Annotated in this window: 19 protein-coding genes; 10 read left to right on the forward strand and 9 right to left on the reverse strand. The window is 61.8% G+C overall.

The genetic code is table 11. The features are described 5' to 3' along the window. The first annotated feature begins 236 nt into the window (after positions 1 to 236). Positions 237 to 938, forward strand: coding sequence for an alpha/beta fold hydrolase (locus AB8B20_RS14460; protein WP_439074882.1), 702 nt, complete (start codon positions 237 to 239; stop codon positions 936 to 938). A gap of 211 nt (positions 939 to 1,149) precedes the next feature. Here the strand turns inward: AB8B20_RS14460 and AB8B20_RS14465 are convergent, their stop codons facing one another. Genes AB8B20_RS14465 through AB8B20_RS14485 form a run of 5 tightly spaced genes read right to left on the reverse strand, consistent with a single transcriptional unit; the run spans position 1,150 to position 5,588 of the window. Beyond that, positions 1,150 to 1,758, reverse strand: coding sequence for a hypothetical protein (locus AB8B20_RS14465; RefSeq protein WP_439074881.1), 609 nt, complete (start codon positions 1,756 to 1,758; stop codon positions 1,150 to 1,152). Further along, entirely contained in the window at positions 1,755 to 2,603 is an 849-nt protein-coding gene (locus AB8B20_RS14470) for an ABC transporter permease (RefSeq protein ID WP_439074880.1), read from the reverse strand. Before AB8B20_RS14470 ends, AB8B20_RS14465 begins: the two co-directional genes overlap by 4 nt. After that, the gene (locus tag AB8B20_RS14475; RefSeq protein WP_439074879.1) at positions 2,600 to 3,421 is read right to left on the reverse strand and encodes an ATP-binding cassette domain-containing protein; all 822 of its coding nucleotides are present in this window, start codon (positions 3,419 to 3,421) and stop codon (positions 2,600 to 2,602) included. The genes AB8B20_RS14470 and AB8B20_RS14475 overlap by 4 nt, the downstream gene beginning before the upstream one ends. Further along, positions 3,418 to 4,407, reverse strand: a complete 990-nt coding sequence (locus tag AB8B20_RS14480) for a YVTN family beta-propeller repeat protein (RefSeq protein ID WP_439075064.1) — start codon at positions 4,405 to 4,407, stop codon at positions 3,418 to 3,420. Before AB8B20_RS14480 ends, AB8B20_RS14475 begins: the two co-directional genes overlap by 4 nt. Next, positions 4,407 to 5,588 (reverse strand): ABC transporter substrate-binding protein, encoded by a 1,182-nt coding sequence (locus AB8B20_RS14485; RefSeq protein ID WP_439074877.1) that lies wholly within the window; start codon positions 5,586 to 5,588, stop codon positions 4,407 to 4,409. Before AB8B20_RS14485 ends, AB8B20_RS14480 begins: the two co-directional genes overlap by 1 nt. 130 nt (positions 5,589 to 5,718) lie before the next feature. On the opposite strand from AB8B20_RS14485, the gene AB8B20_RS14490 reads away from it, so the two are divergent. Then, on the forward strand, positions 5,719 to 6,231 hold the full coding sequence (locus tag AB8B20_RS14490; protein WP_410001845.1) for a DUF3280 domain-containing protein: 513 nt from the start codon (positions 5,719 to 5,721) through the stop codon (positions 6,229 to 6,231). Between the two features lie 13 nt (positions 6,232 to 6,244). Here AB8B20_RS14490 and fghA read toward each other — a convergent pair whose 3' ends face one another. Both fghA and AB8B20_RS14500 read right to left on the reverse strand, forming a co-directional pair. After that, entirely contained in the window at positions 6,245 to 7,090 is an 846-nt protein-coding gene (gene fghA / locus AB8B20_RS14495) for an S-formylglutathione hydrolase (protein ID WP_439074875.1), read from the reverse strand. 71 nt (positions 7,091 to 7,161) lie between these two features. Beyond that, positions 7,162 to 7,782: a response regulator transcription factor gene (locus tag AB8B20_RS14500; RefSeq protein WP_068734560.1), complete on the reverse strand. Its 621-nt coding sequence runs from the start codon at positions 7,780 to 7,782 to the stop codon at positions 7,162 to 7,164. Between the two features lie 206 nt (positions 7,783 to 7,988). Here AB8B20_RS14500 and AB8B20_RS14505 point away from each other — a divergent pair, with 206 nt between their 5' ends. Both AB8B20_RS14505 and AB8B20_RS14510 read left to right on the forward strand, forming a co-directional pair. Then, the gene (locus AB8B20_RS14505) at positions 7,989 to 9,410 is read left to right on the forward strand and encodes a histidine kinase (protein WP_439074874.1); all 1,422 of its coding nucleotides are present in this window, start codon (positions 7,989 to 7,991) and stop codon (positions 9,408 to 9,410) included. 106 nt (positions 9,411 to 9,516) lie between these two features. Further along, entirely contained in the window at positions 9,517 to 11,934 is a 2,418-nt protein-coding gene (locus AB8B20_RS14510) for a TonB-dependent receptor (RefSeq protein ID WP_439074873.1), read from the forward strand. Positions 11,935 to 11,947: 13 nt separating this feature from the next. Here the strand turns inward: AB8B20_RS14510 and AB8B20_RS14515 are convergent, their stop codons facing one another. Continuing rightward, positions 11,948 to 12,331, reverse strand: coding sequence for a YkvA family protein (locus AB8B20_RS14515; protein WP_439074871.1), 384 nt, complete (start codon positions 12,329 to 12,331; stop codon positions 11,948 to 11,950). A 218-nt stretch (positions 12,332 to 12,549) separates the two neighbouring features. Between AB8B20_RS14515 and AB8B20_RS14520 the strand changes: the two genes are divergently transcribed. The 3 genes from AB8B20_RS14520 (at position 12,550) to AB8B20_RS14530 (ending at position 17,122) form a co-directional block, all read left to right on the forward strand. Then, a complete protein-coding gene (locus AB8B20_RS14520) occupies positions 12,550 to 14,325 on the forward strand; it encodes an acyl-CoA dehydrogenase (RefSeq protein ID WP_439074870.1) in 1,776 nt (591 codons plus the stop codon). Between the two features lie 107 nt (positions 14,326 to 14,432). After that, a complete protein-coding gene (locus tag AB8B20_RS14525; protein ID WP_089265991.1) occupies positions 14,433 to 15,194 on the forward strand; it encodes a crotonase/enoyl-CoA hydratase family protein in 762 nt (253 codons plus the stop codon). A 158-nt stretch (positions 15,195 to 15,352) separates the two neighbouring features. Then, positions 15,353 to 17,122 carry a bifunctional metallophosphatase/5'-nucleotidase gene (locus AB8B20_RS14530; protein ID WP_439074868.1) on the forward strand — a complete coding sequence of 590 codons (1,770 nt, stop codon included), beginning with the start codon at positions 15,353 to 15,355 and terminating at the stop codon, positions 17,120 to 17,122. A gap of 1,128 nt (positions 17,123 to 18,250) precedes the next feature. On the opposite strand, the gene AB8B20_RS14535 is transcribed toward AB8B20_RS14530, so the two are convergent. Further along, on the reverse strand, positions 18,251 to 20,326 hold the full coding sequence (locus tag AB8B20_RS14535; protein ID WP_439074866.1) for a putative bifunctional diguanylate cyclase/phosphodiesterase: 2,076 nt from the start codon (positions 20,324 to 20,326) through the stop codon (positions 18,251 to 18,253). 309 nt (positions 20,327 to 20,635) lie between these two features. Here AB8B20_RS14535 and AB8B20_RS14540 point away from each other — a divergent pair, with 309 nt between their 5' ends. The 3 genes from AB8B20_RS14540 (at position 20,636) to AB8B20_RS14550 (ending at position 23,324) form a co-directional block, all read left to right on the forward strand. Further along, positions 20,636 to 21,571, forward strand: a complete 936-nt coding sequence (locus AB8B20_RS14540) for a histone deacetylase family protein (RefSeq protein ID WP_089265990.1) — start codon at positions 20,636 to 20,638, stop codon at positions 21,569 to 21,571. Positions 21,572 to 21,663: 92 nt separating this feature from the next. Further along, the gene (locus tag AB8B20_RS14545; RefSeq protein ID WP_068734542.1) at positions 21,664 to 21,915 is read left to right on the forward strand and encodes an exodeoxyribonuclease VII small subunit; all 252 of its coding nucleotides are present in this window, start codon (positions 21,664 to 21,666) and stop codon (positions 21,913 to 21,915) included. A gap of 101 nt (positions 21,916 to 22,016) precedes the next feature. Further along, positions 22,017 to 23,324, forward strand: coding sequence for a hypothetical protein (locus AB8B20_RS14550; protein ID WP_439074864.1), 1,308 nt, complete (start codon positions 22,017 to 22,019; stop codon positions 23,322 to 23,324). The last annotated feature ends 140 nt before the right edge of the window (positions 23,325 to 23,464 follow it).

The following is a 23,464-nucleotide window of genomic DNA, read 5'->3' on the forward strand; positions in this document are numbered from 1 at the left end:
TTTGATCTCGAAAGAACCGAACGATTTCTATCTATTCGGCCATCTATGAACGAATAGTCTATCCATCGCAATGAGCGATCGCGCAGAGACAAAGCGAGATTCGCTGTCGTTGTTCAGATCCCTGGACGCCATGGTCTGGGTCTTCAAACGCCTTTCATCGATCCCCCCGTAGAGTAGACGGCCGGCAGATCGTCAGAGTTGGAATCCTGCTTTCACTTCGAAAAAGGGAACGCAATATGCCTGCGCAAGCCAAACCAACCATCGTTTTCTGCCATGGAATCTGGGCCGATGGCTCATGCTTCAGTAAGGTCATTCCTGCATTGCAGGCGGACGGACACGAAGTCATCGCGGTTCAATATGGCCTGGACTCCTTCGAAGAGGACCTGGCGACGGTGAAGCGCACGCTCAACCGCGTCGGCAGCCCGGTCCTCCTCGTCGGTCATTCTTATGGTGGAGCGACCATCACCGCCTCGGGCACCGATGAGCGCGTAGTCGGCCTCGTCTACATCGCAGCTGTCGCCCCTGACGCCGGCGAGACCGTGCAGGACCAGCTTGACAAGTACCCGTCAGATATTTTCTCGCGCGTCGAGGTCGCGGACGGCCGCGCTTGGATGCTTCCGAACGGCACCGAGTTCTTCGCTGGAGATCTTTCCGAGAAAGACCAGAAACTCGTGTGGGCGACGCATTATGCGCCCGTCTACGATCTGTTCCGCCAACAGAAGCTCAGCGCAGACGACATCGCGTGGAGATCGAAGCCGAGCTGGTACATTCTGGCCACGCAAGACCGTACAGTACACCCTGACCTGCAGCGCTGGGTCTCGAAGCGCATGGGAGCGACCGTCACCGAAGTGGCGAGCAGTCACGTGCCGATGCTCTCTCAGCCCGACATCGTTATCGAGGTGATCCGCAAGGCCGCCGCCGCCGTTCAAGAAAGCTAATCGCGCCAGGCCATTGCCGGGACGTAAGAGAGACAGTCGGCAACGGCGGTCTCTCTTTCTCGTTAATGTAGCTGGCGTGCGGCGGCCGTCTATGGCCCGAAGGGGAAGTCGTCGAATATCCCGTCTTCCGCCAGTGTTCGGCGCCAAGCAGACATCAAGCGAACCTACTCCAGGCAGCCGATTTTGTAGGTCCACGCCCTGCCACGCGATATCATTCCATCTCCTGCTGGATGGTGCGGCTAAGCGCGAACAGACGCTGGTCGATCAGCGTCGGCACCTCGCAGACGAAGGTGACGACGCGGCGCCGGTCGTCGAAGATGCGGGCTTCCCATAGCAGCTTGTTGTTGAGTTCGTCGATCTTCGCCTGATCGGGTGGCGATGCGCTCTGCAGCGACTGCAGCATGGCCGTGTCGGCGCGGACCCGGTCGGCCGCTTCGCGCTGTTTACGCGTGACGCGTTCGAGACCGGCCAGCACTGTCGCGCGCTGCGCGTTCAGACTGTCGAACAGCCCGGCGAAGATCAGTTTGCCTGACCTGGCCTTGTCCGGCGATCGCGACAGAAAATCCGTGATCGCCTTCTGCGCTTCCTCAACGGGTACGCGCCGTGTCGCCAGACGTTCGACAAGTGCGCTGACCTCGGCGTCGTCCTTCCAGGCGCTGGCGACATCGTCGATCGGCGGTCCGGCCCAGACGGCGGCCAGCGAGATTTCCGGCACCTTGGCCTGAATGCACGGCCAGTCGGGATAACGCGGATCCGCGGCCTGCGCAGTGCCCGACCAGATCAACAAGAGTGCTGTGATGATGCCGATCGCTCTGTTCATGTCTCGCCCCCGGCTGGTGCCCGGCGGGCAAGGCCGCGACCGGGATCGTAAGCAATGATTGCACCGATCATGAATACGGCGGTACAGCCCGCGACAACGGCAAGGGAGACCCAGTTGACCTTGTCATAGAGCGCGAAGCGGATCAGTTCGACCGCATGGGTGAAGGGATTGAACAGGCAGAGATAATAGAGCATCGGGCTGCCCTCCTGCACGCGCCACAAAGGATAGAGTGCGGACGACGCAAAGAACATCGGGAAGATCACGAAGTTCATGACCCCCGCAAAATTCTCCAGTTGCTTGATGCGCGACGAGATCAGCATGCCCAGCGATCCCAGCATCAATCCGGACAGGATCAGTGCCGGTAGAACAGTGAGATAGCCAATGAGCGGCGGAGCGATGTCCCAGAACCACGCGATCAGGAGAAACGCATAGACCTGCAGCAGGGAGACCACTGTCCCGGCCAGCAGTTTGCATACCAGGAGAAACCAGCGCGGCAGCGGGCTGACCAGAAGCGTCCGCATGTTCCCCATCTCGCGGTCATAGACCATCGACAACGAGGACTGCATGCCATTGAACAATTGGATCATCGCGATAAGGCCGGGCGCGATATAGACCTCATAGAGAATATAGGTCTCGTAAGGCGGGATGATCGAGATACCAAGCACCTGCCGAAAGCCGGCGGCGAAAATGAACAGCCAGACCAGCGGACGCACCAGTGCCGAAACGAAACGTTCGCGCTGATGCAGGAAGCGCAGCGCCTCCCGCCACAGGATGCCGTTGAGGCAGGTGACATAGTTGCCGAAGCCCAGCTTGCGACGCTCATGCGTGACGAATGTCGTACTCACGATGACCTCCCGCGTCGGTCGGCCGCCTCGGTCATACCCCGGAAAGCCACGTCGAAATTGGGCGCGCCGGTTTCGCCGAGGATCTGCGTCACGGAACCGCGCGCGAGCACATGACCGTGATGCAGCACGACGAGATCGTCGCTGGCGGCAATCTCGTCAAACAGATGTGTTGCCCACAGCACGCCGATGCCTTGTTCCGCGACCAGCATTCGAACATGCGCAAGAATATCGGCGCGCGCCTGCACGTCGAGGCCAACGGTCGCTTCGTCCAGCAACAGCAGCCGCGGCCGGTGCAGCAATGCGCGGGCGATCTCGAGACGTCGCATCTGTCCTCCGGAGAGATCGCGCACCCGGCTGTTCACCCGGTCGGCAAGGCCGATGCGTGCAATCACCTCGTCACCGCGCAGGCGAGCCTCGCGCCGCGCGATGCCCTGCAGCGCGGCATGATAGAGCAGGTTCTGCATGACAGACAGATCGAGATCGAGCGTACGCGGCTGAAACACCACGCCAAGCAGCCGCAAGGCTTCGCTCGGCGTATCGCTGATATCGTGGCCGAATACGCCGATCCGCCCAGCCTGAATGCCGAACAGCCGGGTGATCAGCGCAATCAGCGTACTCTTGCCTGCGCCATTGAGGCCGAGCAGAGCCGTGAAACTCGCCGGCGCGACATTGAAGGAGACATCCGACAGCGCCTGCCGACGACCATAGCAATGACTGATACCGGCAACCGACAGAGCGGGTGTGATCGCCGAAACGTCAATTGGCTCCGGCGCGTCGTGCGCGATCTGTTCAGGGCGCGATGTGTCGATCGTGGTCATGGCCGTGCCATGGCGACGCCCCAGGGCAATTCGCCGACCTGAATGGTCTTGATGACTTTCTGCGCCGCGACGTCGATGACCGAGACATCGTTGGAGACGCCGTTGGTGACCAGCAGATATTTCTCATCCGGGGTAAACGCCATGTGCCAGACCCGCTGGCCCACCAGCAGATACTTGATCACTTTGTGGGTCGCCGCATCGACGATGGCGATCCGGTTGGCGGGGCCGAGCGCGATGAAGGCGATTTTGGCATCCCGGGTCATGCCGATGCCGACCGGCTGAATGGCTTCGCGCCGCAGACCGGGAATGTTGAACTCGATCTTGTCGGTCACCACCCGCTTGGCGGGATCGATCACGGACACGGTGCCGCCGATCTCGGAGGACACCCACAGTTCCGAGCCGTCGCGCTTGAATTCGGCGAAGCGCGGGCGCGCGTCGACCAGGACGTTGGCCACGATCTCACGCGTCGCGGTGTCGATGAAGTGCGCCATATTGGTGGTTTCGGACGTGTTGATCAGGATCTTGCCATCGGGGCTGATCGCCATGCCTTCGGGCTCGACACCGACCTGTACGTCGCCCATGCGCACGCGTTTTTCGAGATCGATCACGGTCACCGTGTTGTCGTTCTCATTGGCGACATAGAGAATCTTGCCGGCGGCATCCTGGGTGAAAAGCTCGGGGTCCGGACCGGATGGTAGCGAGTCGACCACCTTCTGGCTGGCGACGTCGATGATCTGGATGGTGTCGTCGTCGCCAACCGCGACCAGTACCGATTTGCCATCGCGCGTCAGTTCGATACCGCGCGGGCGCTGACCGACCTTGATGGTCGCGGTGACGGTCCAGCTATCCGTGTCGATCACCGAAACGGTGTTGCTCTTCTCGTTCGACACATAAGCGAGAAAGGCCGATGCAGGCGCTGCTGTTGCAAGCCACGTCGCCGCTCCACACAGCCAGACACGGCACAGCATCTTCGATCTGTTCATCATCATTGCAGCCTGCATTTGCTTTCCGGACGATCTATACCGAGCGTGTCGAGCTCCGAGACCTGATGCAGGAAGCCTTCCTGCGGCGAGACCGAAATCACCATGCGCCCGTCGACCAGCAGGATCGGCTGGCGTAGCTGCAGGTTCCAGTCGCGGATCGTGAGCCGCTGTCCCTTGAAGCCGGCGATGGAAAAATCGGGCGACTTCAGAAACGCCAGAATGGCTTTGCCATCACCCGAATTCGTGCGGGATGCGGCTTCGCCGATCATGCGGGTCGCGAGCCAGGCCTGCATGTCGCGCGCTGTCATGCGGCGCGCATTCAGTTTGGTGAAGCGGTTCTGGATCTGCACCGCACCCCATTGATCCTGAGCAGCATGCCAACTGGTCGGCACCAGGCCCGCCGATCCCGCGACCGGCCGCGGATCCCAGGTGCGATACGGCAAATAGGAAGCGAAGACTTCGCTCTCGTCGGCGGCGATCATGACGTCATAAGCCGGTGCCTGTTGTGTGAAGACCGGGATCTGGCGCTGGATCAATGTGACGCCGCTATCGGTGCGCCGCGCGCCGCCAGTGTCTTCGAAGACGCGTTCCTGCACGATCTTTGCGCCGAACCGTGCGGCGGCACGGCGATAGGCGTCGGCTTCAAGCCGATCGTCGTCATGCGAGCCGACCACGAGCAGCCAGCGTTTCCACTGCTTCCACACCAGATACTGCGCCAGCGCATCGGCCAGCATCGATCGCGTCGGCGCGATATGGATCACATTGGCACGGCAGTCCGCCTCGCGCAGCCGATCGTCGGCAGCGCCCACATTGAACAGGATGCCGCCGCGGTCACGCACCGCGTCGGCGGCCTGGAGCAATGCATCGGGCGGCAGGTCGGCAATGATGAAGGTGCTGCGGCCAGCGAGATCGCGTGCGGCTCCGGCGACATCGTCGCCCTCCTTCACACGGACCTCGTCCAGCCCGAACTGCTGCTTCAGGAACTTGCCCGTGGTGTTGTTGTCCTCGATGGCGAGCCGCGCGCCGGCAATGCCATCGTTCTCGGACGGTAATTCGACCAGCGAAAGAGTTGCCTTGATGCCGGCCTGACCGAGATAACCGATGCTGATCGTCAGCGGTTCGGCCGCCAACACAGACGACGTCACGGCGCAGAGACTGATCGCGCCGATCAACCACCGTATCATGTTCCCTCCGGCTACTCCTTCCCGGCTTGGCGCCGGTGAAGGGTCTCGTGCTTGAAACATGAACCAATTATCGTAGCTTGCAACCTCGGATTCTGCCGACGCGTTGCATTTTAATGATGCGAGGTCCGCGATGAGAGCCCTATCGATCACCGTGCTGTTACTGATGATGACGGCAACAGCTCACGCCGCAGCGCCTAAAGTGGCGGTGTTCAATTTCGAATGGCTGGATACGAGCCTCGAAGGCGAGGTGAAGGGACGCCGCAGCGACGAGCAGGCAAGACTGCTCCATGCTGCCGACCAGCTTCGCGAGGAGATGAAGCAATCCGGCCGTTTCGAGCTGCTGGACATGTCATCGCTCAATGTTGCGGCGCAAGGCCGGAACTTGCAGGCATGCGGCGGCTGTGACGTACAACTCGCGCAGCAGATCGGTGCCGACCTCGTCATTACGGGGCTCGTACAGAAGGTCTCGAACCTGATCCTCAATATGAACATCACCTTGCGAAATGTTCACACCGGGCGGCTGGTCGCCACAATGAGTGCTGACCTGCGCGGCAACACCGATGAAAGCTGGTCGCGGGCGACGAGCTATCTGGTGCGCAACCGCCTGCTCGCTCCGAATTACGGTGCCCCGCAGCCGCAGTAATGCGAGCCGCAGCTTACCTCTTGAGCCGCGCCGCATGCCAGCGCAGATGATCGGCCATGAAGGTCGAGATGAAATAGTAGCTGTGGTCGTAGCCGGGCTGGTGGCGCAGCGTCAGCGGAATGCCTGCCTTTTTGCAGGCAGTCTGCAGCAGTTCGGGCCGCAATTGTTCGGCCAGAAAATTGTCGGCGTCGCCCTGATCGACCAGAAATTCGGGGAATCGCGCGCCGTCCTCAATCAGGGCAACCGCATCGTGCTTTCGCCAGGCAGACTTGTCGTCGCCGAGATAGCCGCGCAGCGCCTTGATTCCCCACGGCACTTGCGACGGCGCCACGATCGGCGCGAAAGCGCTGGCCGCGCGATAGCGATCAGGATGACGCAGCGCAATGGTCAGCGCGCCATGCCCGCCCATGGAATGGCCGAGAATCGACTGACGACTGCCGTCGATCGGGAATTGGCCAGCTACGAGCTGCGGCAGCTCCTCGGTCACATAACTCCACATGCGATAGTTACGCGCATACGGCTCCTGGGTGGCATCGACATAGAAGCCGGCGCCGAGTCCGAAGTCATAGGCATTGTCGGCGTCACCGGGAACATCGGCACCGCGCGGGCTGGTGTCCGGCGCAATGAAGATCAGCCCCAATTCGGCGCATGCGGCGCGAAAATCGCCCTTTTCGGTGACATTGGCGTGGGTGCAGGTGAGGCCCGAGAGATACCAGACCACGGGCAGCCTGGCGCCGTCCTGATGCGGCGGCACATAGACCGAGAATGTCATGTCAGTTCCGGTCGCGCGACTGGCGTGTTTGTAGACACCCTGTGTGCCGCCATATGATCGATTGAGCGAAACTGTCTGCATGGTCATGACTCTACAGGTTGGGTGCGGCAGCGATGCGACATCGCCGAAACAAGTGATATCCGGTCAGGAATGCCCGGTCAGGCGATGCCACGCTCGATGGCGAAGCGCACCAGTTCGACGGAGCTGCGGACGCCGAGCTTTTGCCGCATGAGTGACGATGTATTGGCGACCGTCTTGTAGGAGGCGTGAACCATCCATGCAATCTCGGCGAGGCTCTTGCCGGCACCGAGCAGTCGCAGGATCTCCATCTCGCGCGAATTCAGCTTCGACAGCGGACTTTGCGTCAGCGCAGGCCCGGCAAAAGCAAGGCTTCGCGCCATCGCCGGTGGGAGATACACGCCGCCGCGCGCAACCTCATAGACGGCCTCCAGCAGATCGTGTGGGTCGCCGGTCTTGGAGACATAGCCCTTGGCGCCACTCTCGATCGCACGGGCAGCGAAGATCGGGTCGTCATTCATGCTGAACATGATGATGCGCATCGTGTCGTCGCGCAGCAGAATGCGCCGCGCCAGTTCATATCCGGAAACCGTCGGCAGATTGATGTCGATGATGCAGATATCGGGGTCGCCGGTGAGGAAAACCTGCTCTCCACTGGCGGCATCGGAGGCTTCCAGCAGTTCGATCTCCGGATCGTCCGCGAACACCGCGCGGCAACCCGATGTGACGATGGGGTGATCATCGACGATCAGAACGCGCATGGGTTAACCCCGTAAACTCTGTCGGCCAGAAACTCTGTCAGCAAGTCTCGACCTGCTCCTCGATTGCTGCGCTGCATCAGCCGCGCGCCTTTGGAGTGACATGATTGACAATCGAAGGTCGCCTCGATCCGATATGATCGCCGTCGAATTTCGCTGTCAAGTTCATAGTCGCGGCATGCAGGCGAGATGCGAGTGAAAGCATGGTCATGTGGCAGAATCTTTCGCTGCGCGCGCGGATCAATCTTCTGGTGGCGCTCGTGCTCGCTCTTGGCCTGGTCGCCAATATCGTGCGGCTCGCGCTGGAAGCTGGCCCACGCGTCCAGGCCGAGGACCAGAGCGTGATCCGGCTGACACGTGAAGTCATCGAAAGTATCGGAACCAGCCTGAACGAAGCGCAGGATCCGAATGCGCGGCTCGATAAAATTGTCGCCGATCTCAATCGATTGCGACATGTCAGTATTATCAGGCAAGGCGATGGGAACATGCCGTCCCCGAAGAGTGACGGTCAGGATCGGAGCGACGGTGCAGGCTCTCCGCCATCGTGGTTCGTATCCTTGATTCACCCGGAGCGGATATCGGAGTCGGTGTCGGTGATGGTTGGCGAGAAGCGGCAGACGCTGCTGATCACCTCGCATCCCGATGACGAGATGCGGGAAATATGGGACGGCATCGTCACCCAGCTGGCGCTCAGTCTGATCGTTGCAATGGTGCTGTTCGTCGTCACGAGCCTGGTCGTCAGGCGGGCGCTGGCGCCGCTCGATGCATTGTCGCAGGCCATGGTCGATATCGAAGCCGGGAATTATCAGGCACGCGTCGCCCCCGCGGGAGCGCCGGAACTCGCCGCACTCTGCATCCGGCTCAATCATCTCGCAGCCACATTGGGCGATGTGCTCGAGGACCGGCGACGTCTGGCCCAACGGGCCGTCTCGCTGCAGGATATCGAGCGCAAGGATATCGCACGCGAACTGCATGATGAGTTCGGGCCGTATCTGTTCGCCCTGCGCGCCCATGCGGGCGCAGTGATGCGTCTTGCCGATCACGATCCGTCGGGCACAGGTGCCTTGTCGAGGCACGGCACTGCCATTCTGGCGCAGGTCGATGTCTTGCAGCAGTTCAATCGCCGCATTCTCGAACGATTGCGACCGGTCGGACTGACGGATCTCGGCCTGTCCGGTGCCGTTACGGTCTTGCTGCGTCTCTGGCGCGAATCCCATCCGGAGGTCGTTATCGAGAGCCTGATATCCCCGACGCTTGCTCCGCTTGGTGAGGTTGCCGAACTAACCGCCTATCGCGTCGTTCAGGAGGCACTCACCAATGTGTTCCGCCATGCGCAAGCCTCTGCCGTGAGCTTAGTCATCGAACCGGTGATGGGAACGGCGACGAAGTCTGAATATGACAATGTACTGGTCCGCGTGCGCGACAATGGCCGCGGCCTCGATCCCGATCGCAATGGCGGCTTTGGTCTGGTCGGCATGAGAGAGCGGGTCTGGGCCCTGGGCGGGACGCTCACGGTCAGATCTGATGTGGACGGTGTGACTGTCGAGGCTATCATTCCCGTGACGGAGCCGCTGCCAAATCCGCCTGTAACGCGCGATCGGGAATTTGTCCCGACTTTATCGGGAAAATAACTGAGACGGATTTCGACATTTGCAGATAGCGCAGCCTCTCACACTCGCTAGTATCACGCTACCGAACGGTGCCATCAGAGCGCCGACGCGGAATGGGGTGAAACAGATGCGCGTAAGAGTGCTGGTCGTGGCTTCGCTGTCGACGGGTTTTCTACCGGTTTCCGAAACGGCTTTTGCGCAAAGTCCACCTGGAGAGCCGCAGGTGCTGCCTCCGGTCGTGGTGTCCGCCCCCGCCACCGCCAGCAAACGCGGCCCCCGGCGTCAGACCACCCAGCGGGTCGCCGAGCGGCCGCGTACGGTCTACGTCTATCCGACCACGCCAACGTCGCGTTCCGGCATCGACGTCGACAAGGTCACGGCGAGTATCAATTATGTCGATGCTCGCGCGATCGAACGTGCCAATTCCCTGAACGTTACGGATGCGCTGCAGCAGCAAGTGCCCGGCATTCTGATCAACGAAGTCGCAGGCAATCCCTTCCAGCCCGACCTGCAATTTCGCGGTTTCGTGGCGTCGCCGGTGGCCGGTACGCCGCAGGGGCTCGCGGTCTATCAGAATGGCGTGCGTATCAACGAAGCCTTCGGTGACACCGTCAATTGGGACCTGATCCCGACCGCGGCAATCCGCTCGGTCAGCGTGGTCACCAACAATCCCGCCTTCGGCCTCAACGCGCTGGGCGGCGCGGTCAACATCCAGATGAAGGACGGCTTCAACTATCAAGGAGCCGAGCTGAGCACGATGGGCGGCTCGTTCGGCCGCATTCAGGGCTCGGCGCAATGGGGCAAGCAGGTCGAGGGATTCGCCGTCTATGGCGCGCTCGAAGGCCTGCATGACAAGGGCTTTCGCAACTTCGCGACATCGGACGTCCGACGCTTTTATGGCGATGTTGGCTATCGCAGCGACAGCAGCGAGCTTCACCTCAATATGGGCGTCGCCAACAACAAGTTTGGCGCCTCGGCGACCGTTCCGGTCGAGCTGCTGCAGCAGAATTATGGCGCCACCTATACGACGCCGCAGACCTCGAATAACCGCGTCGGCTATCTCAATTTCACTGGAAAGGTCGAGGCGACGCCGACCTGGACGGTGGAGGCGGCGGCGCATCTTCGCTTCTTCCGGAACAAGACGCAGGATGGCAATCCGACCGGCACCCAGCCCTGCGAAGATCCGACCCTCTTGTGCTTCGGCGATGACGACACGCCGGCCAACGGCCTCAACGGCGCGCAAATTGCCAATCCTTTCGCGCCCGGCGCGGTCCTTGGCGAGAATGATCGTACCTCGACGCGCTCGACCACGGTGGGCGGCTCCCTGCAGGCGACCAATACCGATCAGTTGTTCGGCCATAACAACCGCTTTGTCGTCGGCGCCAGCTATTCGTCCAGCGCCAGTCACTTCACAGCCAGCGCCGAACTCGGCACGATCGGCCCGGATTACATCGTCACCGGCAGCGGGATTTCCCTCGGCCAGTCCGGCGATCCGATCGCGATCGGCCCGGTGTCGCTGCGGACCACCAATCGCTATGGCGGCATCTACGCGCTCGACACATTCGATGTGACCAATGCGTTTTCGATCACCGGCGGCGGTCGCTTCAACACGGCGCAGATAGTGCTTGAGGATCAGATCGGCACCGCGCTCAACGGTGACCACACTTTCAATCGTTTCAATCCGATCATCGGCGGCACCTACAAGATCACGCCTGAGCTGACCGCCTATGCCGGCTATTCGGAAGCTAACCGCGCGCCCACCCCGCTGGAACTCGGCTGCGCCGACCCCGCCAATCCCTGCATCGTCGGTGCCTTCCTGATCTCCGATCCGCCGCTCAAGCAGGTGGTTTCGCATACGATAGAAGCTGGCCTGCGTGGCACGAAGGAGCTGAATGCGGGCACGCTGGGCTGGAAGCTCGGCGCCTTCCGCGCCACCAACACCGATGACATTCTCGCGATCCCAAGCCCGGTGCTGCAAGGCTATGGCTATTTCCAGAATGTCGGCTCGACGCGCCGGCAGGGTATCGAGGCGGAGGTCACGCTGCGTGCACCGACCCTGCAGCTCTATGCCAGCTATGCCTTCGTCGATGCGCGCTTCCTTGATCCGCTCGCGATCGGCTCGAACAGCCCGTTCAAGGATGACGACGGCAACGTCCAGATCCTGCCCGGCAACCAGATCCCGGCAATCCCGCGTCACCGCGTCAAGGCCGGGTTCGACTATGCACTGACCGACGCTTTCAAGGTCGGGGCTGATGCGCTGTTCGTCAGCAGCCAGTATTTCGTCGGGGACGATTCCAACCAGGCACCGAAACTTGAAGCCTATACCGTGTTCAATGCCCACGCGTCGTACCAGATCGATAAATCCGTGCAGGTCTTCGCCCGCGTCGACAACCTCCTCGACCGACGTTATTCGACCTACGGGACTTTCTTCGAGACCGACTCGGTGCCGAATTTTGCCAATGGCGGCGCCCAGTTCACGGACGCACGTTCGGTCAGCCCCGCGCGGCCGCGCGCCTTCTATGCGGGTGTGAAGGTCAGGTTCTGACGGGCGTGGGCGATCAGGCCCGCGTCCAGTAGCGATAGCCGAGCCACCCGAGCAGGAGTGCGCTCGCCAGCCACAGTGAGATGATGGCGATCATGCCCGATCTGCTGGTCGGGCGTTCCGCAGCCTCGTGCGCCTTGATCCGGTACTCCGCCATCACCTCGCCCGGGACCAGCGCCACCACGAGCCAGATGCCCAGCGGCACGATGATCAGGTCGTCGAGATAGCCAAGGACCGGCACGAAATCCGGAATGAGATCGATCGGCGACAGCGCATAGGCGGCGACAGCGATCGCGAGAACTTTCGCAAACCATGGCACCCGCGGATCGCGCGCGGCGAGATAGACGGCATGCGTGTCCGTCTTGATGTTCCGGGCCCAGCTTTTGATCCGCATCAACATGGATGCGTCGTATCGCACAAGTCAGCTTCAAGATAGCCATTGATATTGCAGCAGAAGTCGGCGGATTTCGTTTCCCCATACGGAGGCTCGGATCTTGCCGCCCCAGCCACAGCGGGCCCCGGATGCGCCCTTTGGCGTGTTGAGGAGCCGCCCGTTTCGTGGGAAGACGGCGGAAAGCTGAAAAAGTGTACCCAAAGAATTTCTGGGAGCGAGATGCCATGACCTACCGAGCACCGATCAACGACATGCTGCTGGCCCTGAATCACGGCGCCGGCCTGCAGGCGGCCCTGAAAGCCGGCCATTATGGCGATTTCGACGCCGACATGACCGCTGCCGTGCTCGAAGAAGCCGGCCGCTTTGCCAGTGACGTTCTGGCGCCGCTCAATACCGTGGGCGACAAGAACGGTATCAAGCTCGCGGATAATAAAGTCACCACCGCCCCCGGCTGGCCCGATGCCTATGCGCGCTGGACTGCCGCCGGCTGGAACGGCGTCTCTGGCCCCGAAGCTTTCGGCGGCCAGGGCCTACCGCTGGCGATCAATGCCGCCTGCACCGAAATCTGGAGCGCGTCGAACATCGCCTTCGGCCTCTGCCCGTTGCTGACGCTGTCGGCCATCGAGGCGCTCGACGCCCATGGCAGCGATGAGCTCAAGAAGATCTATCTGGAAAAGCTCGTCACCGGCGAATGGACCGGCACCATGCAGCTCACCGAGCCGCAGGCCGGCTCCGATGTCGGCGCCCTGCGCTCGCGCGCCGAGCGCCAGGCCGACGGCAGCTATCGCATCTCCGGCACCAAGATCTTCATCACCTATGGCGATCACGACATGACCGATAACATCGTGCATTTCGTGCTTGCGCGATTGCCCGATGCCCCCGCCGGTACCAAGGGCATCTCGCTGTTCCTGATTCCGAAATTTCTCGTCAATACCGACGGCTCGCTCGGTGAACGCAACGACATCCATGCCTCCGGCGTCGAGCACAAGCTCGGCATGCACGCCTCCCCTACCTGCACCATGACCATGGGCGACAAGGGCGGCGCGGTCGGCTACCTCATCGGCGAGGAAAATCGCGGCATGCTGTGCATGTTCACGATGATGAACCAGGCCCGGCTCGGCGTTGGCCTTGAAGGCGTCGGCATCGCCGACCGCGCCTATCAGCAGGCACTGGCCTTTGCGCAGGAGCGCAAACAAGGCCGCGGCATCGGCAGCAAGACCGCCGGCATGGACCCGATCATCGTGCATCCCGACGTCAAGCGCATGCTGATGCAGATGCGCTCGCTCACCGCCGCCGCGCGGACCATCTGCTACGCCACCGCCGTGGCGCTCGACATCGCCGCACGTTCGCCCGACGCCAAGGTGCGCACCGAAGCGGCCGCGCGCGGCGCATTGCTGACACCGATCGCCAAGGCCTTCTCCACCGATATTGGCAATGAAGTGACGTCACTGGGCGTGCAGATCCATGGCGGTATGGGCTTCATCGAGGAGACCGGCGCTGCGCAGCACTACCGCGATGCGCGCATCACCGCGATCTATGAAGGCACCAACGGTATCCAGTCGATCGATCTCGTCACGCGCAAACTCGCGGCATCGGGCGGCGAATCCGTATGGGCACTGCTGGACGAACTCGGAGGCATCGTGTCGCGCGTCGAGGCCTCCAACGATCCCGCCTTCGGCACCACCGGCGCAAAACTCCGCGACGCGCTCGGCTCGCTGGAGCGTTCGAGCAAGTGGCTGCTGGAGAAGCTGGCCTCGGCGCCAAACGACGCACTGTCCGGCGCCACGCCCTATCTGCGGCTGTTCGGCTCCGCACTCGGCGGATGCATGCTGGCCAACGAAGCCCTTGCCGCACGCGATGGCGACGGCGACGCTGCACGCTATGTGACAGTTGCGCGGTTCTTCGCCGAGAATGTTGCGGTGCAGGCTGGTTCGCTTGAACGCACCGTGATGGACTCCAGTGAATCCGTAATGTCGGCCGACGCCGTTTTGCTGGCATAAACCATCGCCCGCCATATCGGCCGCAGCGGATTGATGTAATATCCGGCAGAGGAAACGTGCCAGCCGCGCTTTTTGCGGGGCGCTATGGGCTATGGCAGGGAATTGACATGACCGAACATCTGATCGTGACCGACGACGAGGCCACGCGCGTTATCACGCTGCGCCGGCCGGAAAAAAAGAACGCGCTGACGCAGGACATGTATCACGCCATGTCGGACGCGATCGACACCGCGCAGAACAATCCCGATATCCGCTGCATGATCATCACCGGCGGCTCCGGCGCTTTCACCGCGGGCAACGACCTGCAGGATTTTCTGAAGGACAGCGCCGAAAAGGCCGAGTCCCCACGCGCGTCGAACGCCGTGAAGTTTCTGTATTCGCTGGCGCAGAACACCAAGCCGATCATCGCCGCGGTGGATGGCATTGCCATCGGCATCGGCACGACCATGCTGTTCCACTGCGACTATGTGCTGGCCTCGACCACCGCAACCTTCTCAACGCCGTTCATTCATCTCGGCCTGGTGCCGGAAGCCGCCTCCAGCCTGCTGTTCCCGCGCACCATGGGTCATCAGCGAGCCTTCGCCGCGCTGGTGATGGGCCGCACGATGACGGCGGAAGATGGCCAGGCCGCCGGTTTCATCAACGAAATCGTGCCGCCCGGTCACACCGAAGTCGAGGCGCGCAAGGTCGCACGCGAGATCTGCGCATTGCCGGTGGAAGCCGTGGCAATCTCGCGCCGGCTGCTGAAGCTCCCGCCCGAGGATCTCACGCGGCGCATCGATCAGGAGAGCCATCTGTTCGGCGAGCGCATGAAGTCGCAGGAAGCGAGCGCTGCGTTCAAGGCGTTCTTCGCGCGCAAGAAGGGGTGATCTAACCTCTCCCCGTGCTTACGGGGAGAGGTCGCCGCGTCTTCGCGGCGGGTGAGGGGCATGGCACCATGCCAGCATCGATGGAAATCTAGCGGATCACATCGCTGTCGCACTGAGACGCCAAAGTCCTCAATCATCGATACAAGATGCTCAAAATCATGCGACCCGATAGCTCTCCCGAATGGCAATGCCCTTGCGCCGCCCCTCACCCGGATCGCAAGAGCGATCCGACCTCTCCCCGTAAAGCACGGGGAGAGGTTAAGACGGCGCGCATCGCATCTCTCGCTCTCTTGATCTCACTTGCGTGTGGCGCAACCGCCCACGCCCAGACATCCCCCACCCCCGTCGACGTCACCGTCCTTGCCATCAACGACTTCCACGGCAATCTGCGCCCTGCCCCCGGCGGCATCGTGATCGACGATCCCGCCGACAAAACGAAGAAGATCACCGTGCCCGCCGGCGGCGCCGAGCATATGGCGACGCTGGTCAAGCAGCTCCGCGCCGGCAAGCCGAACAGCGTATTCGTGGCTGCCGGCGACCTGATCGGCGCCAGCCCGTTTCTCTCCGCGCTGTTTCATGACGAACCGACCATCGAGGCACTGTCGATGATGGGCCTTGAGATCGCCTCGGTCGGCAATCACGAATTCGACGAAGGCCGCGAGGAGCTGCTGCGCATGCAGAACGGTGGCTGCCATCCCGTCGATGGCTGCCAAGGCCCGCATCCCTTTGCCGGCGCGACGTTCAACTATCTCGCCGCCTCGACCATCGATACCAAGACCGGCAAGTCGCTGCTGCCGTCCTATCAGATCAAGACATTCGACGGCATTCCCGTCGCCTTCATCGGCCTGACGCTGAAAGGTACGCCCGGCCTCGTGGCGCCGCCCGGCATTGCCGGTCTCGAATTCAGGGATGAAGCGGACACGGTCAATGCGCTGGTGCCCGAACTGAAGGCCAAGGGTGTCGAGGCCATCGTGGTGCTGATCCATGAAGGCGGCTTCCCGACCGGCGACTACAATGAATGCCCGGGTATTTCCGGACCAATCGTCGATATCGTGAAGAAGTTCGACAAGGCGGTCGATGTCGTGGTCAGTGGTCACACCCACCGCGCCTATACCTGCCAGATCGACGGACGGCTCGTCACCTCGGGCGACAAATATGGCACGCTGGTCACCACCATCGACCTCAAGCTCGACCGTACGACGCGCGATGTCATCAGCGCCAAGGCCGACAATGTCATCGTGCGCACGGCGACCTATCCCGCCGATCCCGCGCAGACCGCCTTGCTCGCCGCCTATGACAAGGTTGCCGCGCCGATCGCCAGCCGTCCTGCGGGATCGATCACCGCAACGCTGTCGCGCATGCCCGACATGACGACCGGCGAAAGCCCGCTGGGCGATATCATCGCCGATGCTCATCTCGCGGCGACATCGGCCGGCAATCTCGGCGCTGCCGTGATCGCCTTTACCAATCCCGGCGGCATCCGCGCCGACATCACCAAATCGGCCGACGGCAGCGTGACCTATGGCGACGTCTTCGCGGCACAGCCGTTCCGTAATCAACTGGTGACGCTGACGCTCACAGGCGCGCAGATCAAGGCGATGCTCGAGCAGCAATGGAACACCCCGAGCCGACCGCGCATCCTGCAGGTGTCGAAAGGCTTCAGTTACGCCTGGAATAACAGTGCAGCCGCCGGCCAGCGCGTTCCACCCGAGCGCATGATGCTGGATGGCAAGGTGATCGATCCCACGGCCAACTATCGCGTCACCGTGAACGGCTTTCTCGCCGTCGGCGGCGATGGCTTCACGGTGTTGAAAGAGGGCAAGGAGCCGCTGGTCGGCGTCTATGATGTCGATGCGCTGAACGCTTACATGAAGACCAACAGCCCGGTGTCGCCGATGCCGCTGGGGCGGATTGCGCGAGTGGATTAGCGGAACGCCTGTCGGCCCCAAGCTGTCATTCCGGAATCATCATGGCTCGTCATTCCCCGGCCCGGGATCTCGACCCAAGCTCGTCATTCCCCGGCAAACCAATTGGTTTGCCTGAGGGCGTGCGTCGCCGGCGAAGCCGGCAGAGCGCGAACCTCGATCCACACTCGTCATTCCGGGGCGCACGAAAGCGGCGGAGCCGCTGCAGTGCGAACCCGGAATCCCGAAATGTTCAGCTCAAAACAGGCTGAGATTCCGGGTTCCCGTGCGCGAAGGCGCGCCCGCGCCCCGGAATGACAGTGTGGGGCGGCAAGACAGCCCTCGAACATTTTTTCCTATACTCTGTTGATAGCATCCCCGCCTTGATTATATTCCCCTGCGTCCTGCCCCACCGAGAGGGGCGATCGCGATCGTCACGTTCGCGGGGTGGGATGCGGTGGACGCCGGAGATGCGGCGTCACGCGGTTCATGGGGGAACGTCTGTCTTCGGGCAGGACGGATCTGCGCCAGCACTGCCACTGGCAAGGAGACGGCCGACCTTCGGATGGAAAGAGCCCTGGACAGCGTGACGGACGACCAAATCGAAACGCGTTCGGCCCAGTCGCTTGAGGCTACCCTGTCCCTCCGCCCTGGGACATTAATTTTGGTGATGGGACCGTTCGCCATGGCAGATGTGCAAGCAACCGAAAAAACACCGCAGGCGGAACGCCGGGCACTTGCTCGGCGCCTCCGAAAGTCCTGATGCACACTAACCTGCGGAAGACCGCATTCGCATCAGGCCCAAGGGTGCAACGGGCACCCGGCGTTCCGCACGCCCTCTCACAGGGGGCGGGAATGCAAGAGACGACGGCGCCCCCGCGCCGCAAACAACAGGGGTGATGACGCATGTCTGAAGGGCGTGGCTGTTTGACAGTTGAATCTGCGACGGCGCGACGCGCTATCGGCGCCGCACCCACAGGTGTCATCCCCGGGCTTGACCCGGGGATCCAGCTTGGCCCGCACACCGTCGCACAAGAAAGATGGATGGCCGGGTCAAGCCCGGCCATGACGTGGGGAGAGGCCTGGGATTATTGCGAAGCTCGCTTCGCGCCATCTGGCCATGACGATCATGAAATTCAACCGCTCCACCTTCTACGCCACGTTCCTCCGGTCGATCTCGCTATGGACATCGAACGGCTCCGGCCTGCCCACCGCATAGCCCTGCGCAAAGTCGACGCCGATCTCCGTGAGCGCCGTGATGATCTCGTCGCTCTCGACGAATTCGGCCACCGTCCGCTTGCCCATGATCTTGCCGATATGGCTGATCATCTCGACCATGGCGCGGTCGATCGGATCGGTGAGCATGTCCTTGACGAAGGAGCCATCGATCTTGAGATAGTCCACAGGCAGGTGCTTGAGATAGGCGAAGGACGACATGCCGCTGCCGAAATCGTCCAGCGAGAAGCGGCAGCCGATCTGCTGCAGCGCCTGGATGAATTTATTGGCATCGGCGAGATTGGCGATGGCGCTTGTCTCGGTGATCTCGAAGCAGATGATGGTCGGCGGTATCCGATAGATGCGGAACTGCTCGCGGACATAGTCCAGAAAGCTTTCATCCTTGAATGTCGCGCCAGACAGATTGATGGCGCAGGTCGAGACCGGCGTCGCACCTTCGACCAATCGCGCGGCGAGAATGATGAACGCATTCCTGACCACCCAGCGATCGATCAGCGTCATCAAACCATAACGTTCCGCCGCGGGAATGAAATGGCCGGGCACAACCAGTTGCCCCGCCTCGTCGCGCAGCCGCAACAACAGTTCGACATGCAGAGTGCCATCCTCGCGCTCGCTGAGCGGAATGATCTTCTGCGCATAGAGACAGAAGCGATCCTGTTCCAGCGCATCGTGAATGCGCTGTACCCAGTTCATTTCGCCGAACCGCTGCAGCAATTCGGAATCGCTGGGCTGATGCAGTGTAACGCGATTGCGGCCTTTCTCCTTGGCCATGTAACAAGCTGCATCGGCCGCGCGTAGCGCCTCTTCCAGCGTCACCTCGGGCTGCGCGATACAGACGAGGCCGATACTGACGGTGACGTTGAACGAACGTCCGTTCCAGACGAAGTTCAGCTCTTCGACCGTCCGCCGCAATCGCTCGGCGGTCGCCGCCGCACGATCCGGCTCGCAGCGTTCCAGCAGCACAGCGAATTCATCGCCGCCGAGGCGGGCCAACAGATTGTCCGGGCGCAGATGTTTTTTCAGTATGCCCGAGACCTGCCGCAGCAGATGATCGCCGGCAGCATGGCCACAGGTGTCGTTGACGATCTTGAATTGATCGAGATCGAGGAACATCAGTGCATGCGGCCGCGCATCGGCGTCGATCCGCGGCAATGCGTATTGGACCCGACGCTCGAATTCACGGCGGTTCGCCAGCCCCGTCAGTGCATCATGCGAGGCCTGGAACGCGAGACGTGAGATGTATTTCTGCTCACGCTCCTTCTCGATCTTCAGCGCCGTCTCGAAGCGCTGACGCTGGATCAGCAGATTACGTGTCCGCCAGATGCCGAGCAGGATCAACAGCGCCGCGGTGAACACATTGGCGACCAGCAGAATGCCTTGAATGGCGCGGGAGCCGATGCCGAGGCGTCGGGAAAACTCCACTGCCAGCGGCGAGGTCTGTTCATTGATCTGGTCGATTTGCGCCTTCAGGGCTGCGAGGCGCATCGATCCCACCTTGCCATCGATAACGCTGGCGTGAATGGCGTCGGCCGTATCCACCAAACTCTGGATCACGGGATCGGTGGCGTGCCAGGTCTCGATGGCTCGGGCGAGATAGACGACCTTGCTGAAATTGCGAAACAGCGAGATCATGCCGGGGATGTCTGCGGCATCGTTGCCGCCTTGCAGGAATCCGTCATAGGCAGCCCGCAGATCCGGCACCGGCTGTTCGAGCGCGCGGCGCGCGATGAGATCCCCGAGCGGCACGGCGATGCTCGCCTGATAACGACGATAATATCTGTCGTCGCCGGTCTCGGCATAGAGGCTGAGCGCATGCACCGCCTCCATCTGCCCCTTCGACCATCGGCTTTCGCCGGTGACATAGGCGCGGACCGACGACAGGATGTGGATGCTGGTGCCGGCGAGAAATGCCTGCAGCAAGACGATGGCAACGAACGGCCACACCGAACGCAAGAGATGGGGTACGCGCCTTGGATATTTCGATTCACTCATCGCGTACGAACCCACCCCAGACGCGAGCGCAACTGCGGAGTCCGACGATGGAATATGCGCACCTTCTCCGCAGAATGCCGCGGCCTCCACCGATAGCAGCCGCGACTTAACGCGCATTTCAATTCCGCGGCGTCAGGCGGTGTCGATGAAACGACATGAATCGAATGTGAAGAAAGCGATCCATAATTCTGATCGGTAGCTTTGTTAGGGGACGACCGCACCAGCGATGCCCCCCTATCGGAACCTGACCTGACCGGCTAGGTTATCGTCTCATCATACCAGCGCACCCTGCGCTTGCGGACCATTTGCATGACGACACTTCTTCTGAGCCATCCGGCCTCGCTCGATCACCTCACCCCGCCCGGCCATCCTGAACGCCCCGACCGTATGCGCGCGGTGGCACAGGCACTCAGCGAAGACCGCTTCAACGCGCTGGTGCGGGGCGAAGCGCCGGAGGGCAATCTCGACGTCGTCAGCCTCTGTCATGACAATCATTACATCGATGAGCTGCGCCATGTCGCGCCGAGCAGCGGCCTCGTCTATCTCGACGGCGACACGTCGATGTCCCCCGGCACTTGGGAAGCGGTGATGCGCGGCGTCGGCGGCGCAATCGCGGCGACCGACGCGGTGATGAAAGGCGAGCACAGCAATGCCTTCGTCGCGACCCGCCCGCCCGGCCATCATGCCGAGCACAACAAGCCGATGGGCTTCTGCTTCTTCGATCAGGCCGCGATTGCAGCGCGGTATGCGCAGCGCACCTACGGCATTACCCGCGCGGCCGTCGTGGATTTCGACGTCCACCATGGCAATGGCACGCAGGACATTTTCTGGGCCGACCCCACAGTGATGTATTGCTCGACACATCAGATGCCGCTGTTTCCCGGTACCGGTGCATCCCAGGAGCGCGGCGAGCACGACACGGTCGTCAATGCACCGCTGCATGACGGCGACGGCAGTGCAAAATTCCGCTCTGCCTTCGACAATCTCATCCTGCCGCAACTGCAGAAATTCGCACCGGAACTGCTGATCATCTCCGCCGGCTTCGATGCGCATCGTCGCGATCCGCTCGCGTCGCTTAATCTGGACGCCGAGGATTTCGGCTGGGTGACACGCAAGCTGATGGATCTCGCCGACAGCACCGCCGGTGGCCGCATTGTCTCGGTACTCGAGGGTGGTTATGATCTGCAGGGCTTGAAAGAATCGGCCGCAGCCCATGTTTCTGCGCTGATGGGGGCATCGCGCTGAAAGGGGCGCAGGTCGCAAAATGTACCCGCCACAATACGCCCTCAAACATATCTTTGACTCCGTCCTTCCAAAATGCGCACACGGGAAACCGAATGGCCGAGAACACCCATGCTGACGTCAAGAAGCTGACGTTTGAGACCGCGATCGAAGAACTGGAATCGATCGTGAAGCGCCTCGAAGACGGCAAGGTGCCGCTGGAAGAGTCGGTCGCCATCTATGAGCGCGGCGAGGCGCTGAAACGGCGCTGCGACGAGTTGCTGCGTCAGGCCGAAGCCCGCGTGGACAAGATCACCACGGATTCGAACGGCAAAGCGATCGGCACCGAACCGCTGGACGTCCAGTAGGAAATCGCGCGGGCTGAGACCTCGCACCACCCCGCGGCCGAATTAGCGCTTGGCGCATGGCGCGGCCTGTTTATAGTCCGCCGTCAGTCCGGGGAACCAGCGTGCGCGTCCAGCACCGTCATGTCATCTATGTGCAGGGATACGATCCGCGGGGACTCTCGCAGTATTACCGCATGTTTCGGACCGAACTGCGCAAGTTCGGCCGGCTCTATGGTCTGACCACCTCGGTCAGCCGGCCGAAAGGTCATACGGACGGCGAATTCGCGCATGAATCCGCCTCCTGGCGCATCGAAACCTCCGGCGACGGCTGGCAGACCACGACCGATTACGACTTCCTGCGCTGGGAAGACATGATCCAGCGCGATCTGGCCGTGCCGATCTGGCGCACGCTGATCCACGCCATCGCCATCTATTGGGGCCTCGTCTTCTCCGGCACGATGGGCCGGTTCTGGAAGGCGCATTGGCGCTTCGCCACCTTCATCAGCTGGCCTCACGTCCTGCTGCTCAACGGAGCGATCTGGTCGGCGGGCATCGCCTGGCTGTTCGCGCTAGGGCTGCAGGCGCTTGGAATACACGGATTTCTGGTGGCCTGCGGCGCTGCGGCGGTGTTTGTGGCCGTCCTCGGCTCGCTGCTGAAATACACCGAAAAGCACACCTATCTGCTTTATCTGATGGCCGATACGATCTTCACTTGGCAGTTTTCCCACGGCAACCGGCCGGACTGGGACGCCCGGATCGACCGCTTCGCGCAGCATCTGGTCCAGGTCGCCAAGTCTACCAAAGCGCAGGAAATCGTGCTGGTCGGTCACAGCTCCGGATCGTTCCTTGGCTCCGAAATCCTCGCCCGCGCGCTGAAACTCGATCCGGAACTCGGTAGCCACGGCCCTCGCGTCGTGCTGCTGACGCTCGGCGGCAATATGCCGATCGTCGGCTTCCATAGAGTCGCGCAAGGCTTTCGCGACAATTTGCGGCTGCTGGCCGTGGAGCCTTCCATCGACTGGATCGACTGCCAATCCCGCAAGGACGTGATGAACTTCTTTCCGTTCGATCCCATCGCCGGTCACGGGATCGACGCCGGCCCGGCCCGGCGGAATCCCACCATCGTCCCCGTCCGGTTCCGCGAAATCATCCGCCCGGAACATTACAACCGGTTCCGCTGGAAGTTCTTCCGGGTGCACTTCCAGTTCGTCATGGCCAATGAGCGGCCGCATGCCTACGATTTCTTCATGATCGTTTGCGGGCCTGTGCCTCTCCGGGGGCGTGTCAGTCAGCCGGCCACAACTTTGGCGTTGGTCGATGGCACCCCCACTACCCGCGAAAACGCATGGAAAAAGCTCGATTTGGGCGCGAAGAGCTCTACCCACACGGGTTCCCATGAGACGGAACCGGTCGCCCGGCGCATCGGCTAGGCACACCGCGCGAATGTCCATAGCGCCTTTGTGCTGCCACCCCCGCAGGCACAGCGGTTGGCTTTGGCCATCGCTTTGGTGTAAAGGGACTAGGACTATGCGCTGACGAGCAGGCTGAAACGCCGGCCGTTAACGTAGAT

It is taken from the genome of Tardiphaga sp. 866_E4_N1_4 (genome assembly GCF_052076075.1).
Taxonomy (GTDB): Bacteria; Pseudomonadota; Alphaproteobacteria; order Rhizobiales; family Xanthobacteraceae; genus Tardiphaga; species Tardiphaga robiniae.

Bases quoted from the DNA above. Each gene is read 5' to 3' on its own strand.
- AB8B20_RS14490 (WP_410001845.1), top strand. From the start codon at position 5,719: ATGAGAGCCCTATCGATCACCGTGCTGTTACTGATGATGACGGCAACA.
- AB8B20_RS14530 (WP_439074868.1), top strand. From the start codon at position 15,353: ATGCGACCCGATAGCTCTCCCGAATGGCAATGCCCTTGCGCCGCCCCT.
- AB8B20_RS14525 (WP_089265991.1), top strand. From the start codon at position 14,433: ATGACCGAACATCTGATCGTGACCGACGACGAGGCCACGCGCGTTATC.
- AB8B20_RS14515 (WP_439074871.1), bottom strand. From the start codon at position 12,331: ATGTTGATGCGGATCAAAAGCTGGGCCCGGAACATCAAGACGGACACG.
- AB8B20_RS14545 (WP_068734542.1), top strand. From the start codon at position 21,664: ATGGCCGAGAACACCCATGCTGACGTCAAGAAGCTGACGTTTGAGACC.
- AB8B20_RS14465 (WP_439074881.1), bottom strand. From the start codon at position 1,758: ATGAACAGAGCGATCGGCATCATCACAGCACTCTTGTTGATCTGGTCG.
- AB8B20_RS14535 (WP_439074866.1), bottom strand. From the start codon at position 20,326: ATGAGTGAATCGAAATATCCAAGGCGCGTACCCCATCTCTTGCGTTCG.
- AB8B20_RS14540 (WP_089265990.1), top strand. From the start codon at position 20,636: ATGACGACACTTCTTCTGAGCCATCCGGCCTCGCTCGATCACCTCACC.
- AB8B20_RS14460 (WP_439074882.1), top strand. From the start codon at position 237: ATGCCTGCGCAAGCCAAACCAACCATCGTTTTCTGCCATGGAATCTGG.
- AB8B20_RS14505 (WP_439074874.1), top strand. From the start codon at position 7,989: ATGTGGCAGAATCTTTCGCTGCGCGCGCGGATCAATCTTCTGGTGGCG.
- AB8B20_RS14500 (WP_068734560.1), bottom strand. From the start codon at position 7,782: ATGCGCGTTCTGATCGTCGATGATCACCCCATCGTCACATCGGGTTGC.
- fghA (WP_439074875.1), bottom strand. From the start codon at position 7,090: ATGACCATGCAGACAGTTTCGCTCAATCGATCATATGGCGGCACACAG.
- AB8B20_RS14510 (WP_439074873.1), top strand. From the start codon at position 9,517: ATGCGCGTAAGAGTGCTGGTCGTGGCTTCGCTGTCGACGGGTTTTCTA.
- AB8B20_RS14480 (WP_439075064.1), bottom strand. From the start codon at position 4,407: ATGATGAACAGATCGAAGATGCTGTGCCGTGTCTGGCTGTGTGGAGCG.
- AB8B20_RS14520 (WP_439074870.1), top strand. From the start codon at position 12,550: ATGACCTACCGAGCACCGATCAACGACATGCTGCTGGCCCTGAATCAC.
- AB8B20_RS14485 (WP_439074877.1), bottom strand. From the start codon at position 5,588: ATGATACGGTGGTTGATCGGCGCGATCAGTCTCTGCGCCGTGACGTCG.
- AB8B20_RS14475 (WP_439074879.1), bottom strand. From the start codon at position 3,421: ATGACCACGATCGACACATCGCGCCCTGAACAGATCGCGCACGACGCG.